Below are 15,281 nucleotides of genomic sequence, written 5' to 3'. Positions count from 1 at the left end.
TACCCATCGGGTGCGGGCGTCCATTCGAGGCCCGGCAGCGCGAGGGTCAACCCAAAGCGCACTCCCGAATCTTCTCACCTTTGCCGCACACGCGCAGCGGCCGCGAGCGCGACGGCTTGTCGCTTCGTCACGCACGGCGAGTAAAAAACGCCTTGAAATCAGGGCTAATATGGATTCCGCACGATGGATAGGCAGGTGCCTCGCCTCGCTGCACATGATCGCCGATGGCGCACTCCAGCCTCTCCCGAAAACGCTCACCTTTGTGCTTTGAAGCGCGGATCCACGCCACTTTGAGTGCGTCTGCCGATCGGTTCTCGCTCACCGCATCACGCGCTGGCTTTGCGTTTCGCCCTTGTTTTCAAGGTATTTTTGCTCGTGACGGCACAGTCCACGCGCTCGCTCAATTCCGTTCAAGGTGCGTCGACACGTGCAAACATGCTCACTCCCGAAAAGCCTCACCTCTCGCGCGAACGCCCCTATGGGCGGCAAAGCGAACCCTGAACGATGCCGCGCGATGCGGTATCGTACGTAGATGTCTGCAGATGCCAATACGAGGAATCACGCGATGAACTACGCAACGAACGCGCCCGCCCGCAAGGAAATCGACTCGCTCAGGGGGGCCGCCGTCGTCGAATTCGGCACCGACTGGTGCGGCTATTGCCAGGGCGCGCAACCGCTGATCGGCGCGGCGTTCGAGCGCAATTCACAGGTGCGTCGCCTGAAAGTGGAAGATGGACCGGGCCGCGCGCTAGGCCGCTCGTTTCGCGTGAAGCTCTGGCCCACGCTGATTTTCCTGCGCGACGGCGTGGAAGTCGCGCGCGTGGTGCGTCCGCAAAACGCCGCCGAACTCGACGAGGCGTTCGCTTCGCTCGCGTAGTCGCGCCAGGCCCTCATACGAGGTCCGAACTATCCGCGCGAACCCTCCCGAAAAACCTCACCTTTGCTCGCGAGCGCGCCTGAAGTCGCGCCACGCTCACTCCTCCAGCCCGGCGAGCAGATCGTCAATCGCGCGATACACACGCTCGACGACCTCCGGCCCCACCTCCGCTTCCAGCGCCTTGTAGCGCGCCTCCAGCTCCTTCGAAATCGCTTTCACGAGCTGATGGCTCTTCTTCGTGAGCGAGACGAGCACGCGCCGCTGGTCGTCGGCGAAACGCTCCTTCGTCACGAGCCCGAGCGCCTCCATGCGCGCGAGCACACCCGCCATGCTCGGGCTGGATATCGTGCACAGGTCGGAAATCTGCCGCGGCTCGAGCGGTCCGCTTTCGTTGAGCGCACGTATCACGCGCCACTGCTGCTCGGTGAGGCCGTGCGACGTGATGAGCGGGCGAAAGCGTTCCATCATCTTTTCGCGTGCGCGCAGCAGCAGCATGGGCAGGTTGCGGTGCGCGACGCGAGTGGTCGGACGCGAAGTATCGGACATGGCGGTTTCAGCTAAACGGGGAATTCGAGGAACTGGGCGGCCCAGGGGAAACCCGGAAAATTCTCATCGACGATTGACGACGGATGATAGCAAGCGCACTATCACTCACATATTAGTGTTTCCGTGAAGCCAATCCAAGCCATGTTTTCCGTTGCCGATCATCTGCTGCACGTCGAAGGCGAGGCCTTGCCGCGCGACGTAGCCGCCGCTGCCATGCGCGCGCTGCTCGCCACGGGCACGCGTTGCCGGGCACCCGTGAGCGGCGCTGTCTACGGCACGCTGCTCAACGACCGCCACGCGCTAGAAGCGCTGGGCGACGCCGTGAACGCGCCCCCTTATAAAACGCCGCCGCGCGCGCCCATTCTCTACCTGAAGCCGCGCAACACGCTCTCGGGCCACCGCGCGCGCGTGGTCGTGCCCGGCGATGATGGCGTTCAAGTGGGCGCGTCGCTCGGCGTCGTGATTGGGCGGACTGCCGCGCGCGTCGCAGCACATGAAGCATTCGATTACATCGCGGGTTATACGCTCGTGGCCGATCTGAGCGTGCCGCACGCGAGCGTCTATCGCCCCTCGGTGCGATTTCGCGCGCGCGACAACTTCTGCGTAATCGGCCCCGCCGTGGTCGCGCGCCGGCATGTGGCCGATCCCGATCGGCTTGCCATTGCGGTGCACATCGAAGGCGGCGCGGCCTTCCATGCAACCACGGCCACGAGCGTTCGCGGCGTCGCCCAGTTGCTCGCCGATGTCACCGACTTCATGACGCTCGCCCCCGGCGACGTCATCACGCTCGGCGTGCCACATGGCGCACCCGTGGTTCAAGCCGGTGCGCGTGCAGCGATCTCCATTGGAGACTGGGCGCCGCTCGAAATCGAATTCGTCGCGGCAGGCGTGGCGCGGGGAGCACAAGCATGATGCGCGGACGCGTTGCCTATGCAGGCGCCATACACGAAGCCACGCCCGAAGGAAACCGCGTGCGGCTCGCCGACGGCCGCGTGCGCGAGGAGCACGAAGTCGTCTGGCTCGCGCCTTTCGAGCCCGGCACGATCTTCGCACTTGGGCTCAATTACGCCGAGCACGCCAAAGAGCTGCAATTCTCGAAGCAGGAAGAGCCGCTCGTGTTCCTCAAGGGGCCGGGCAGCGTGATCGGCCATCGCGGCACCACGCGCCGCCCCGCCGACGTCACGTTCATGCACTACGAGTGCGAGCTTGCCGTCGTGATCGGCCGCACCGCGCAAAACGTGAAGCGCGCGGACGCCATGCAGTACGTGGCCGGCTACACGATCGCGAACGACTACGCGATCCGCGACTACCTGGAGAACTACTACCGCCCGAACCTGCGCGTGAAAAACCGCGACGGCGGCACCGTGCTGGGCCCCTGGTTCGTCAACGCCGCCGATATCGCCAACGTCAACGCGCTCGGCCTGCGCACTTACGTGAACGGCGAACTCAAGCAGAACGGCAACACGCGCGATTTCGTCACCGGCATCGCGGATCTCATCGAGTATTTGAGCGGTTTCATGACGCTCGCCCCCGGCGACGTCATTCTGACCGGGACGCCCGAAGGCGTCGTCAACGTGAATGCGGGCGACGAAGTGGTGTGCGAGATCGACGGTCTGGGCCGTCTCGTCAACACCATCGCGAGCGACGCCGACTACGGCCGCTGATCCGCCAACGAATCGAACACGGAATACGTTAGACATGCGCATCGATCATCTCATCAACGGCCGCGCGCACACCGGGCGCGACTACTTCGAAACCGTGAATCCGGCGAACCAGGACGTGCTCGCGGAAGTGGCGCGCGGCGGCGCGGAGGAAGTCGATCTCGCGGTGCGCGCCGCGAAGGACGCGTTTCCCGCATGGGCGGCAAAGCCCGCCGCCGAGCGCGCGAAGGCGATTCGCAAGCTCGGCGAGCTGATCGCGAAGCACGTGCCCGAAATCGCGCAGACCGAAACGAAGGACACGGGCCAGACCATTTCGCAAACCGGCAAGCAACTCGTGCCGCGCGCCGCCGACAACTTCAGCTACTTCGCCGAAGTCTGTACCGCCGTGGACGGCCACACCTACCCCACGTCCACACATCTGAACTACACGCTGTTTCATCCCGTGGGCGTGTGCGCGCTCATCTCGCCCTGGAACGTGCCGTTCATGACCGCAACGTGGAAGGTCGCACCCTGCCTCGCGTTCGGCAATACCGCTGTGCTGAAGATGAGCGAGCTATCGCCGCTCACGGCCTCGATGCTCGGCCAGTTCGCGCTCGACGCGGGCATTCCGGCGGGCGTGCTCAATATCGTGCATGGCTATGGCAAGGAAGCGGGCGAGCCGCTCGTTGCGCACCCCGATGTGCGCGCGGTTTCGTTCACGGGCTCGACGGCCACGGGCAACCGCATCGTACAGGCCGCGGGCCTCAAGAAGTTCTCGATGGAGCTGGGCGGCAAATCGCCGTTCGTGATCTTCGACGACGCCGATTTCGAGCGCGCGCTCGACGCCGCCGTGTTCATGATCTTCTCGAACAACGGCGAGCGCTGCACGGCCGGCTCGCGTATTCTCGTGCAACGTTCGATCTACGCGAAGTTCGCTGAGCGCTTCGTCGAGCGTGCGAAGCGCATTAGCGTGGGCGATCCGCTCGACGAGAAAACCATCGTCGGCCCGATGATCAGCCAGGGCCATCTCGCGAAAGTACGCAGCTATATCGAACTCGGGCCGAAGGAAGGCGCGACGCTCGCGTGCGGCGGCCTCGACGCGCCGGCGCTGCCCGACGCGGTGAAGAAGGGAAACTTCGTTCAGCCGACCGTGTTCGTCGATGTCGATAACCGCATGCGCATCGCCCAGGAAGAAATCTTCGGCCCGGTTGCGTGCCTGATTCCCTTCGAAGACGAAGCTCACGCGATCCGCCTTTCCAACGACATCGCCTATGGTCTGTCCAGCTACGTGTGGACCGAGAACACTGGCCGCGCGCTGCGCGTGGCCGCCGCCGTCGAAGCGGGCATGTGCTTCGTGAACAGCCAGAACGTGCGCGACCTGCGCCAGCCGTTCGGCGGCACGAAGGCTTCGGGCGTGGGCCGCGAAGGCGGCACGTGGAGCTATGAAGTGTTCCTCGAGCCGAAAAACGTGTGTGTTTCGCTCGGCTCGCATCACATTCCGCACTGGGGCGTGTAATGGGCAAACTCGCGCTGGCGGCCAAGGTCACGCACGTGCCTTCGCTGTACCTCTCCGAACTGGACGGCCCCCACAAGGGCTGCCGCCAGGCGGCCATCGACGGGCATCACGAGATCGGCCGGCGCTGCCGCGAACTGGGCGTCGATACGATCGTCGTGTTCGATGTGCACTGGCTCGTGAACAGCGAGTATCACATCAACTGTGCGCCGCGCTTCGAAGGCATCTACACGAGCAACGAGCTGCCGCACTTCATCAAGAACATGCCGTACGCGTATCCCGGCAATGCGCAGCTTGGCCATCTGATTGCCGATGTCGCGAACGAAATGGGCGTGAAGACGCGCGCACATAGCGAAACGACGCTCGACCTCGAATACGGCACGCTCGTCCCCATGCGCTATATGAACGGCGACGAACATTTCCGCACGGTTTCGGTGGCGGGCTGGTGCATGTGGCACGACCTCGCCACTAGCGCGCGCTTCGGCCTGGCCGTGCGCCGCGCGATCGAACAACGCTACGACGGCACGGTGGCGATACTCGCGAGCGGTTCGCTGAGCCACCACTTCGCCAACAACGGCACCGCCGAAGCCTTCATGCACAAGGTTTGGGACCCGTTTCTCGAAGCGACCGATCGCAACGTCGTGGCGATGTGGGAGCGCGGTGACTGGAAAACCTTCTGCGACATGCTGCCGATGTACAACGAAAAGTGCTGGGGCGAGGGCGGCATGCACGACACCGCCATGCTGCTCGGCGCGCTTGGGTGGGACCGCTACGAAGGCCGCGCGGAAGTCGTCACGCCGTATTTCGGCAGCTCCGGCACCGGACAGATCAACGCCATCTTGCCGGTCACGCCGCTGCCCGCTTGAACACGGGAGAACGCCATGCCCCACCTCACCCTCGAATACAGCGCGAATCTCGCGGATGCGAGCAGCATGGGCCGGCTCTGCGAAACGCTGGCCCACGTGCTCGATGCGCAACGCGATGAAAACGGCGCACGCGTCTATCCACGCGGCGGCATTCGCACGCGCGCGCTGCGCTGCGAACAGTACTTCGTTGCCGACGGCAATCCCGGGAACGCCTTCCTGCACGGCTGCCTGAAGATCGGCGCGGGTCGCTCCCAAGCCGTGCGACGGGCGACGGGCGATGCGCTCTTCGACGCGATCAAGCAGCACTTCGCACAAGCTTTCGCGTCGCACGGCCTCGCGCTCTCGCTCGAAATCGTCGAGTTCAGCGAGGAAGGCGCGTGGAAGCACAACAACCTGCACACCCGGCTCAAAACCTGAGTGCACGCGCACGGGAATTCATGATGCTAGATCAGCAAACCATCTGCGCGCTGGCCGCGCAGCTCAACGAGGCGGAGCGCACGCGCACGCAGCTGCGCCATTTTTCACGGTCGCATCCGGAGATGACGATCGACGACGGCTACGCGATCCAGCGCGAATGGGTCAAACTCAAGCTCGCCGCGGGCCACACGATCAAGGGCCGCAAGATTGGCCTCACGTCGCGCGCCATGCAGCGCGCGTCGCAGATCGACGAGCCCGACTACGCGCCGCTGCTCGACAGCATGTTCATCCCCGCAGGCAGCGCGATTCGCGCGGACCGTTTCATCGCGCCGCGTGTGGAAGTGGAACTGGCGTTCGTGCTGAACCGGCCACTGCAAGGGCCCAACGTCACACTCTTCGACGTGCTCGACGCAACGGCCTACGTCACGCCGGCCATCGAGATCATCGACGCGCGCATCGAGCAGTTCGACCGCGAAACCAAAGCGCCGCGCAAGGTGTTCGACACGATTTCCGACTTCGCCGCCAACGCGGGCGTCGTGCTGGGCGGCCGCCCGGTGAAGCCGCTCGACGTGGACCTGCGCTGGGTCGGCGCGCTGCTCTACAGGAACGGCGCCGTGGAGGAAAGCGGGCTGGCCGCTGCGGTGCTCAACCATCCGGCAACCGGCGTTGCCTGGCTCGCCAACAAGATCGCGCGCCACGACGAGCGCCTCGAAACCGGCGACGTGATCCTGAGCGGCTCGTTCACGGCCCCCATTCCGGCACGCGCGGGCGATACGTTCCATGCCGATTACGGCCCGCTGGGCGGCATCGGCTTCAATTTCATCTGATCAGGATGTCGTAATCATGGCCGTCCCCGCCAACCCATTCAAGCGCGCGCTCGCGCAAGACCGCCCGCAAATCGGTCTGTGGGCCGCACTCGCCGACTCGTACGTGACCGAACTGCTTGCGAACACGGGCTTCGACTGGCTATTGATCGACGGCGAGCACGCGCCCAACGATCTGCGTAGCACGCTCGCGCAACTGCAGGCCGTCGCGCCCTACCCCGCGCACGCTATCGTGCGGCCCGTGCGCAACGACGCCGCCATCATCAAGCAACTGCTCGACATTGGCACGCAAACGCTGCTCGTGCCGATGGTCGAGAACGCCGACGAGGCACACGCCGCCGTCGCCGCGACGCGCTATCCGCCGCACGGCGTGCGCGGCGTGGGCAGCGCGCTTGCCCGTGCCTCGCGCTGGAACGGCTCTGCCGACTATCTGCATCACGCTGCGGAAGAACTGTGCGTGCTGGTCCAGGTGGAAACGGCAAGCGCGCTCGCCCAGCTCGAAGCGATCGCGAAAGTGGAAGGCGTGGACGGCGTGTTCTTCGGGCCGGCGGATTTGAGCGCTTCGATGGGCCTGCTAGGCCAACCGGGCTCGCCACAAGTGCGCGAGGCGATCTGCAAGGGTATTCGCACCGTGCGCGCGCAAGGCAAGGGCGCGGGCGTGCTCGCGGCCGATCCGGTCATTGCGAACGAATATCTCGAAGCCGGCGCGACGTTCGTCGCCGTGGGCAGCGACGTGTCGTTGCTCGCACGCAGCGCAAGTGAACTGGCCGCGAAATTCCGCCAGCCCGCGGCGCGCGGTTAACGCGCGTTCATCCCGCGTTCATCCCGTCACGCGCGGGGCGCGCTTCATTCGCCCGCTTCATTCGCCTTCCTCTCCGCTCGCCACGAGCTTGGCCAGCACGGTCGCCAGCACTTCGCGCTCGTGCTCGCTCAGCGTGGCGAGAATCGCGTCGTTCGTCGCCTTCGAGATCGTCGCTGCGCGCCGGTAGGTGCTGCGCCCCTGCGCCGTGAGCGCCACGAGCACCCCGCGTGCATCCGCCTCGTTCGAGGTCTTGGCGAGCAGGCCCTTGCGTTCGAGCACGTCGGTGGCGCGGCTCGCCTGGCTGCGGTCGAGATTCGACACGCGCCCGAGATCCGACACCGACGACGATCCGAACGCGCCCACGCTGAGCAGCAGCCGCGCCTCCGTGAGCGACAGGGAAAGCGCTGCCTCGAACGCGTCGCTCATCGTGCGATCGGTCTGCTTCTTGAGCGCATGGAGCCGGTAGGTGAACAGCTCCGCGATGTTGTACTTCCCCGTCATTCGTCTTCCCGCCTGGTTTTCAGCGGCCGCGAAATGCAGCCACGCCATCAGGATAGCATCGATGAAAGCCCTTTTCTGCAGGCATTTCATCGAAAAATTGATGCTTGCACACGCATTTATTTGCGCGTAGGATCGGCGTGACCAGAGCCCGCCAGGAGGAGACTTCCATGAATGAAAACATCCAGCGCACGCGCCCCGAATGGTGCGACCCCGCGGAATGGGCGGCGCGCGTGCAGCTTGCCGCCGTGTATCGCGTGTTTCATCTCATGGGCTGGACCGAGCTGATCTTCAATCACATTACGCTGCGCGTGCCCGGGCCGCACAAGCATTTCCTCATCAACCCGTTCGGGCTTACGTATGACGAAATCAAGGCCTCGAATCTCGTCAAGATCGATCTCGAAGGCAATGTCCTGAGCCCGAGCGAGTATCCGATCAACCCGGCCGGCTTCGTGATCCACAGCGCGATTCATGCAACCGTGGAAGACGCGCATTGCGTAATGCACACGCACACCACGGCAGGGCTCGCGGTGGCGTGTATGGACGGCGGCCTTGCGTATACAAACTTCTATTCGGCGCAGCTGCACGACATGGTCGCGTATCACGATTTCGAAGGCATCACCGTGCACGCCGAAGAAAAATCGCGCATTCTGAAGTCGATGGGCGACAAGCGGCTGCTCATCCTGCGCAATCACGGGCTGCTCTCGCACGGTGTAACCCTCGCGCACGCTTTCGCGCTGCTGTGGACGCTCAACCGCGCATGTGAGGTGCAGGTCGTGACCGATTCGATGCGCGGCCAGACGCTGCCGATCTCGCCCGCCATTACCGAACGCGCGACGCGCGACGCTTTGCAGTTCTCGCCCGAACATGGCGCGGGCCAGAACGTGCTCGACGCGCTGGTCCGTCGTGTCACGCGCATCGACCCGTCATATCAGGAGTGAAAGTTTGAACACCCCGAATCAAAAGATCACCGTCGTCGGCGGTGGTGCGATCGGCGGCCTGATCGCGGCGCGTCTTGCCCGCGCGGGCATCGCCGTGAATCTGCTCGCACGTGGCGCGCATCTGGAAGCGATTCGCCGCGACGGTCTGACGATCGTCGAAGGCGCCACGCGCTACACGCAACCCGTCAACGCCACCCACGACGCCGCAACGCTTGGCGCGCAAGACGTCGTCTTCATTTGCCTGAAGGGTCAGTCGCTCGCACAGTCGGCAGCTTCGCTCGCGCCGCTCGTGGGCGCGCACACGCATATCGTCTCGGCGATGAACGGCGTACCCTGGTGGTTCCTCCACGAATTCGGCGGCACGCACGCGAACGGCCGGCTCGAAGCGGTCGATCCGGGCGGTGTCATCTCGAAGGCGTTGCCGCCCGCGCAGGCTTCGGGCTGCGTCGTGCATCTGTCGTCGTCGATTGCGGGGCCGGGCGTGATCCGCAAGGGCGGCGGCAATCATCTGATCGTCGGCGAGGGCTCGGCGCACATGGCCGCGCGCGCGCAGGAAGCGCGCGATCTGCTTGCGAGGGCTGGCTTCGAGGTCACGAAAGCCGCGCCGATTCAGGCCGATATCTGGGCGAAGCTCTGGGGCAATATGACGATGAACCCCATCAGTGCGCTCACGCGCTCGACCGCCGACGTGATTCTCGACGACCCGCTCACGGCGCAACTCGTGAGCGCGGTCATGGCAGAAGCACGTGCGATTGGCGAAGTGCTCGGCATTCGCCTCGCGATGACCATCGAGGAGCGCAACGCGATCACGCGCAAGCTAGGCGCGTTCAAGACCTCGATGCTGCAAGACGTGGAAGCGGAGCGCTCGCTCGAAGTCGAAGCACTGCTAGGCGCGCCATATGAACTGGCGCAGCGCGTGGGCATCGCGGCGCCATCGCTCGGCATGCTGTACGGTCTTGCGCGCCAGCTCGACTCGAATCTCGAAGTGGCGCGCCAGGGACGCTAGCAATCAATCCTCGAGCGGCTTGCCCGTGAGGTCACGAATGAACGGCAACGCGAGGCACGAGATCGCCACGCACGCCATCACGTACCACGCGGGCGCGAGCAGATTGCCCGTGCTCTTCACGAGCCAGGTGGCAACGGTTTGCGCGAAGCCGCCGAAAATCGCCACGCCGATGCCGTAGACGATCGCCATGCCCGTCGCGCGCACGGCGCGCGGGAACATCTCAGGCAGCATCGTGATGGAAGGCGCGGCCTGCAGCCCCAGCAGCACGCTCAGGCCGCCCACGGTGATCAAAAGACGCGTGGCGTCCGGGCCGCTCGCCAGCCACAGGAACGCCGGGTAGATCAACAGCAAGACGCCCACGCGCGGCCAGAAGATCAGCGCGCGGCGGCTGAACCGATCGCAGAGCAGCCCCGATACGGGCGCAACCAGAAAGGTCACGACGCCAGAAACGAGCCCCGCCAGCAAGGCCGTGGGCGCGGGCACCTTCAGTTCGTGAATCGCATACGTCGGCATATAGAACGTGACGACATAGGCCGTGACCGTGGAGCCGATCGTCAGCAAGATGCCGAGCGCCGCGCGCCGCCAGTGGTCGCGCATCACGGCGAGCACCGGCATGCGCACCGCGCTCGCCTGCTGCGGCAACTGTTCGTCCAGACGCCGGCGAATCCATATGCCGAGCGGCGCGATCGCCACGCCCATGAGGAAAGGCACACGCCAGCCCCAGGCGAGCAGTGTGTCGGCGGCGAGAAAAGTCGTCAGGAGTCCCGCCATTAACGCGCCGAGCGAAACGCCCAGCCCCTGGCTCGCGAACTGCCAGCTGCCGAGCAGGCCGCGATTGGCGGGCGTGCCCGCCTCGATCAGCAGCGTGGTGGAAGCGCCCACTTCGCCGCCTGCGGAAAACCCCTGCAGCAAGCGCGCGAATACGATCAAGACCGGTGCGGCCACACCGATTTGCGCGTAGGTGGGCGCGAGGCCGATCAGCAAGCAGCCCAGCGCCATCATGAAGATGGTGAGCGTCATGGCGGGCTTGCGTCCGGCGCGGTCGGCATAAGCGCCGATCACGACGCCGCCCAGCGGCCGCATGACGAAGCCCACGCCGAAAGTCGCCACCGACGCCAGCAACTGCCCGTAGCTCGACATGGTGGGAAAGAACAATTTGCCGATGGTCAGCGCGAAGAAGCTATAGACGGTGAAATCGAAGAATTCGAGCGCATTGCCGATCGTCGCGGCGACGATCAACTGCGTGCGGCTCAGTTTGCCCTTGCGCACTCCGGTCATGCTGACGCTGTTCATGGCTCTCCTCGTCGGCCTCTTGCGGGCCTGGATAGTGGACCGTGCAACGGTAGCATTCGCCCGGGCGCACGCGCCACTGATCAAAACCCGCGTAGGTGGCGGACCGCGTACGGCATCGAAGCGTCCCTTTTATCGGCGCCTGGCGTGCGCGCCTCATCCGCGTTCGTAAGGTAAAAGAGGCATACTCGCAACACAGTCAGCACTCACGTTTCGCGCGCCGCGCCGTTTTTTGCGGTTCCGCAAACGCCATGTCGCCCACCCACGCACAAAGTGGGCCCCAAAATTGCGGCAGCGCGTCGAACGTTCCGACGAATCGGGCGGCGGCAGGTTGTGCGCCGCGCCCACGCGCTTCCAGCCGCGCGTTTCGTCCCGCTGTCTTTTTCCTCCGCCGCCACTGAAGGGTCGCCGCAGTCGCGACCCGTAAGCCAATGACAAGGATGTCCCTTACTTCTGCCTTTCGGTTCCCACGCACGTCGCGCCTGCATGCTCTCGTTGCCGTTCTCGCCGTTTCTGCCGGTCTGACGGTCGCGTTCGGCGCGTCGAGTGCAACGGCGGCGACACCGGCCACCGTCGCCGAAGCGTTCAAGCCCGGCGCGAACCCAGCGCATCCCGCCCAGCCTGCCGCGCCCGCCACTGACGCCAACGCGGCCAACCCCGCCGCACCCGTGGCGCTCACGCCCACTCAGGCGCAAGCCGCCCTGCGGGTTCTCGACGACCCCGTGCAGCGCGGCCACATGGAAGACACGCTGCGCGCCATCGCCGCCGCCGGCGCACTGGCCGTGCCCGCCTCGGCGAGCGAGCCGGCCAGTGCGCCCGCCGCGGGCTCCGGCGCGTCGGCGGCCACGCCCGCTTCGGCGCCGCTCGCGGGCGCGCTGCGCTCCAACGGTCTAGTCGTGCAGATAGCCGATCACGCCGCGCACGGCGCGCGCATGGTCGGTCAGCATCTGAACCATACGTTCGCGACGCTGCTCGGCCTCTGGTCCACGCGCAACTGGTGGCAGGACCATCTGAACACGCCGCAAGGCCACGCGCTGATGCTCGCGCTGCTGCGCGTGCTCCTGCTCACGCTCGTGCCGGCGCTCGCGCTCGCCACGCTGCTGCGCCGCGTCGTCGCTACGCCTGAGCGCGCCATTGCCGCGCACCAGGCCGCGAAACAGCGCGAGGACGCCGAACCCCCGCAAGGCGGCACGCCAATGCCGCAGCCACAAACGCCTGAAGCGACGGGCACGAGCGTCGCGCTCGCCGCGCAGGCAAAAGCCGCCGATGCGAAAGCCGACGCGCAGCAAGACGCCCTGCGCGAAGCCGCCGGCATGGAGCCTGCCGAGGGCAAAGACGATAAGGACAGCGACCCGAATGCCGGCCCCAACGCGAACGCGAGCGCCAACGCGGCAGCGCGCGCCACCGTGGTCGCGGCGCAAGCCGAGGACAACGCCGACGCCACGCCGAAAACCGCCGCCGACCGCGCGAAAGAGGCCTACCACGCGCTGCGCGGCGTGCATCACTGGCGCCTTTTGCAGCGTCTGCCGGGCGCGTTGCTCGTCATGCTGCTCGAAGTCGTGCCCGTGGTCGCCTTCGGCCTGTGCGCCGCGGGCGTGCTTTCCCTCTTCGGCCCCGACGACGCCGCGGCCGCCGAAGCCGTGGGCCAGATCGTCGATACGTATGTGATCTGCCGCGTGATCGTGATGTTCGGCAAGCTGCTGTTCGCGCCCGATGCCGCCGCGCTGCGCCTCGTGCCGCTGCCCGACGACTGGGCCGCTTACGCACAGCGCTGGCTCGTGCGCATCGTCGTGATCGGCGGCGTGGGCGGGGCGATTGGCGGCGCGGTGCCGCTCGGCATGACCGAGGACGCGCATCTCGCGCTCGTGAAGGTCGTCACGCTGGTCGGCCACCTCGCGCTTGCGGTGATGATCCTGCAACTGCGCCGCCCCGTGGCCGAAGCCATGCGCGCCGCCGCCGCACGCCATGGCTCGTATGCCTGGTTCATGCAGTGGTTCGCCGACATCTGGGTTGGCGTGGCGCTCTTCGTGGTCCTGGCGCTCTGGTTCGTCTGGGCGCTCGATCTGCGCGGCGGCTATGCAGCGCTGCTGCGCGCGGGCGGACTCTCGCTCGTCGTCCTGCTCGCCGCGCGCGTGAGCGCCATCGTGCTGCTCGGCGCGTTGAGCCGCCTGTTCGGGTTGCGCGACGATCAGGAGAAGATGAGCTTCGGCCAGCGCCGTGCGTATCGCTATTACCCTGCGCTGCGGCGCATCGTCGTCCTGGCGATCGGGATCGTGACGCTTGACCTGCTGCTGCACGTCTGGGGCCTGCGTCCCGCACGCATTCTCGCGCTCGCGCCTATCGGGCATTTGCTGGGATCTGCACTCCTGACTATCGTGATCGCCATCGTCGCCGCAGTCGCGATTTGGGAGTTCGCGAACGGCGCGGCCGAGCGGCGCCTGAACACGTGGACCGACGCCGGCGACTTCGTGCGCGCCGCGCGCCTGCGCACGCTCTTGCCGATGTTCCGCACCACGCTGCTCGTTTCGATCCTCGTCGTGGTCGGGCTCACCGCGCTCTCGCAGCTCGGCGTGAACACCGCGCCGCTCATTGCGGGCGCGAGTATTTTCGGTGTGGCGCTCGGCTTTGGCTCGCAAAAGCTCGTGCAGGACTTCATCACCGGCATCTTCCTGTTGACGGAAAACGCCATGCAGGTGGGCGATTGGGTGACGGTGGCGGGCGTCTCGGGCACGGTCGAGTTTCTCTCGATCCGCACCGTGCGCCTGCGCGGCGGCGACGGCTCGCTCTACACCGTGCCGTTCAGCTCGGTGACGACCGTGAACAACACGAATCGCGGCATCGGCAACGCGGCGGTGAAGGTGCAGATCGCGCATGGCGCGGATCTGCAGCGCGCCATCGACACGCTCAAGGAAATCGGCGCCGAGATCCGCAAGGAAGACGCGTTCAAGAACGGCATTCTCAGCGACTTCGCGTACTGGGGCGTCGATCAGGTGGATGGCGCGACCGTGACGCTCGTCGGGCAGATGCAGTGCAAGGACTCGGCGCGCTGGGGCGTGCAGCGCGAGTTCAACAAGCGCGTGTTGCTGCGCTTCACGGAGCGCGGCATCGAGCTGGCGAATCCGCAGCGCAACTTCCTCGTGCGCATGGCGCGCGGTGACGATGTCGAAGGGCATACGTATGGCGACGATCACGACGACGACGCCAGCGACAACGATCGCGCGCGGGCGCAGGCACGCGGCGCTTCGACGGCTGCTTCGCCAGGCGGCAAGCCGCGCACTGGCCGCGCCGGTGCATCGGGCGACGGTAACGGGTCGTCGAGCGGCAAGCCGAATTGATGCGTCGACACCCTGGCCGGTGCGCGGCTCACGCGCGCCGGCCTCACCCTTCGCCTCACTCGATCCATCTCCCGAAAACGCTCACCGATACGCCGCAAGCAACGTCGCGGCGCAACGCTGGCACGGTAAAGTTCTCCGTCTAATCAAGGGTCTGCGATCGGTGCCACGGTGCGCCGCACGCGCGGCGCGGCGGGTCCCGAAGAAGCTCACCTTTTCATCACCGTCATATTCGGCGATGAACCAGGACCCAGGCGACGCTCCCGATATAATCGATTTGCCATTCAACGAGGACATCTCATGAAATCACTGATTGCCCTGGTCGCCGCTGCCACCGTTGCAACGACCGCGTTCGCCGCCAACACCATCGAGAAGTTGCCGTCTGGCGTGGTCGTCGAACACATCAAGCAAGGCACCGGTCCGCAACCCGCCGCCACCGACGTCGTGCGCGTGAACTATCGCGGCACGCTCGCGAACGGCACTGAATTCGACAGCTCCGACAAGCACGGCGGCCCGGCGACCTTCCCGCTCAATCGCGTGATTCCGTGCTGGACGCAAGGGGTGCAGAAGATGAAGGTCGGCGGCAAGGCGAAGCTGACCTGCCCGGCGGCGACCGCTTATGGCGATCGCGCGGTCGGCCCGATCCCGCCGAACAGCGACCTCACGTTCGAAATCGAGCTGATCGGTATCGGGCAGTAAGGCCAGCAGATTCTGCCGGCAAAAAAAACG

General features: G+C 65.8%; 15 protein-coding genes. 12 read left to right on the top strand and 3 right to left on the bottom strand.

The window, feature by feature from the left end:
• Window positions 1–565: 565 nt before the first annotated feature.
• Window positions 566–877: a thioredoxin family protein gene (locus M3I54_RS04185; protein ID WP_254333273.1), complete on the top strand. Its 312-nt coding sequence runs from the start codon at window positions 566–568 to the stop codon at window positions 875–877.
• Window positions 878–973: 96 nt separating this feature from the next.
• Here M3I54_RS04185 and hpaR read toward each other — a convergent pair whose 3' ends face one another.
• Window positions 974–1,372 carry a homoprotocatechuate degradation operon regulator HpaR gene (gene hpaR / locus M3I54_RS04180; RefSeq protein WP_133183917.1) on the bottom strand — a complete coding sequence of 133 codons (399 nt, stop codon included), beginning with the start codon at window positions 1,370–1,372 and terminating at the stop codon, window positions 974–976.
• 192 nt (window positions 1,373–1,564) lie between these two features.
• Between hpaR and M3I54_RS04175 the strand changes: the two genes are divergently transcribed.
• From M3I54_RS04175 to hpaI, 7 genes are read left to right on the top strand one after another with little or no spacing between them, the layout of a single operon-like run.
• Window positions 1,565–2,335, top strand: a complete 771-nt coding sequence (locus M3I54_RS04175; RefSeq protein ID WP_254333339.1) for a fumarylacetoacetate hydrolase family protein — start codon at window positions 1,565–1,567, stop codon at window positions 2,333–2,335.
• Window positions 2,332–3,087: a fumarylacetoacetate hydrolase family protein gene (locus tag M3I54_RS04170; RefSeq protein WP_254333272.1), complete on the top strand. Its 756-nt coding sequence runs from the start codon at window positions 2,332–2,334 to the stop codon at window positions 3,085–3,087. Before M3I54_RS04175 ends, M3I54_RS04170 begins: the two co-directional genes overlap by 4 nt.
• Before the next feature lie 34 nt (window positions 3,088–3,121).
• Complete coding sequence (gene hpaE / locus M3I54_RS04165) at window positions 3,122–4,579, top strand: 5-carboxymethyl-2-hydroxymuconate semialdehyde dehydrogenase (protein WP_254333270.1); 1,458 nt, start codon at window positions 3,122–3,124, stop codon at window positions 4,577–4,579.
• Window positions 4,579–5,442: a 3,4-dihydroxyphenylacetate 2,3-dioxygenase gene (gene hpaD / locus M3I54_RS04160; protein ID WP_254333268.1), complete on the top strand. Its 864-nt coding sequence runs from the start codon at window positions 4,579–4,581 to the stop codon at window positions 5,440–5,442. Before hpaE ends, hpaD begins: the two co-directional genes overlap by 1 nt.
• Window positions 5,443–5,457: 15 nt before the next feature.
• Window positions 5,458–5,859, top strand: coding sequence for a 5-carboxymethyl-2-hydroxymuconate Delta-isomerase (locus tag M3I54_RS04155; RefSeq protein WP_254333267.1), 402 nt, complete (start codon window positions 5,458–5,460; stop codon window positions 5,857–5,859).
• A gap of 23 nt (window positions 5,860–5,882) precedes the next feature.
• Window positions 5,883–6,686 (top strand): 2-oxo-hept-4-ene-1,7-dioate hydratase, encoded by an 804-nt coding sequence (hpaH, locus tag M3I54_RS04150; protein ID WP_254333338.1) that lies wholly within the window; start codon window positions 5,883–5,885, stop codon window positions 6,684–6,686.
• 16 nt (window positions 6,687–6,702) lie between these two features.
• Window positions 6,703–7,485 carry a 4-hydroxy-2-oxoheptanedioate aldolase gene (gene hpaI / locus M3I54_RS04145; protein ID WP_254333266.1) on the top strand — a complete coding sequence of 261 codons (783 nt, stop codon included), beginning with the start codon at window positions 6,703–6,705 and terminating at the stop codon, window positions 7,483–7,485.
• Window positions 7,486–7,542: 57 nt separating this feature from the next.
• Here hpaI and M3I54_RS04140 read toward each other — a convergent pair whose 3' ends face one another.
• On the bottom strand, window positions 7,543–7,986 hold the full coding sequence (locus tag M3I54_RS04140) for a MarR family winged helix-turn-helix transcriptional regulator (protein ID WP_254333265.1): 444 nt from the start codon (window positions 7,984–7,986) through the stop codon (window positions 7,543–7,545).
• A 167-nt stretch (window positions 7,987–8,153) separates the two neighbouring features.
• On the opposite strand from M3I54_RS04140, the gene M3I54_RS04135 reads away from it, so the two are divergent.
• On the top strand, window positions 8,154–8,924 hold the full coding sequence (locus M3I54_RS04135; RefSeq protein ID WP_254333264.1) for a class II aldolase/adducin family protein: 771 nt from the start codon (window positions 8,154–8,156) through the stop codon (window positions 8,922–8,924).
• Window positions 8,925–8,928: 4 nt separating this feature from the next.
• Entirely contained in the window at window positions 8,929–9,930 is a 1,002-nt protein-coding gene (locus M3I54_RS04130; RefSeq protein ID WP_254333263.1) for a 2-dehydropantoate 2-reductase, read from the top strand.
• Between the two features lie 3 nt (window positions 9,931–9,933).
• Here M3I54_RS04130 and M3I54_RS04125 read toward each other — a convergent pair whose 3' ends face one another.
• A complete protein-coding gene (locus M3I54_RS04125) occupies window positions 9,934–11,223 on the bottom strand; it encodes an MFS transporter (RefSeq protein ID WP_254333262.1) in 1,290 nt (429 codons plus the stop codon).
• Between the two features lie 437 nt (window positions 11,224–11,660).
• On the opposite strand from M3I54_RS04125, the gene M3I54_RS04120 reads away from it, so the two are divergent.
• Entirely contained in the window at window positions 11,661–14,555 is a 2,895-nt protein-coding gene (locus M3I54_RS04120) for a mechanosensitive ion channel family protein (protein WP_254333259.1), read from the top strand.
• A 297-nt stretch (window positions 14,556–14,852) separates the two neighbouring features.
• Window positions 14,853–15,251: an FKBP-type peptidyl-prolyl cis-trans isomerase gene (locus M3I54_RS04115; RefSeq protein ID WP_201699559.1), complete on the top strand. Its 399-nt coding sequence runs from the start codon at window positions 14,853–14,855 to the stop codon at window positions 15,249–15,251.
• Window positions 15,252–15,281: the final 30 nt, after the last annotated feature.

The sequence above is a fragment of the Paraburkholderia sp. CNPSo 3274 genome (assembly GCF_024206475.1).
GTDB lineage: Bacteria > Pseudomonadota > Gammaproteobacteria > Burkholderiales > Burkholderiaceae > Paraburkholderia.
This window is presented reverse-complemented; position numbering and strand designations above follow the sequence as displayed.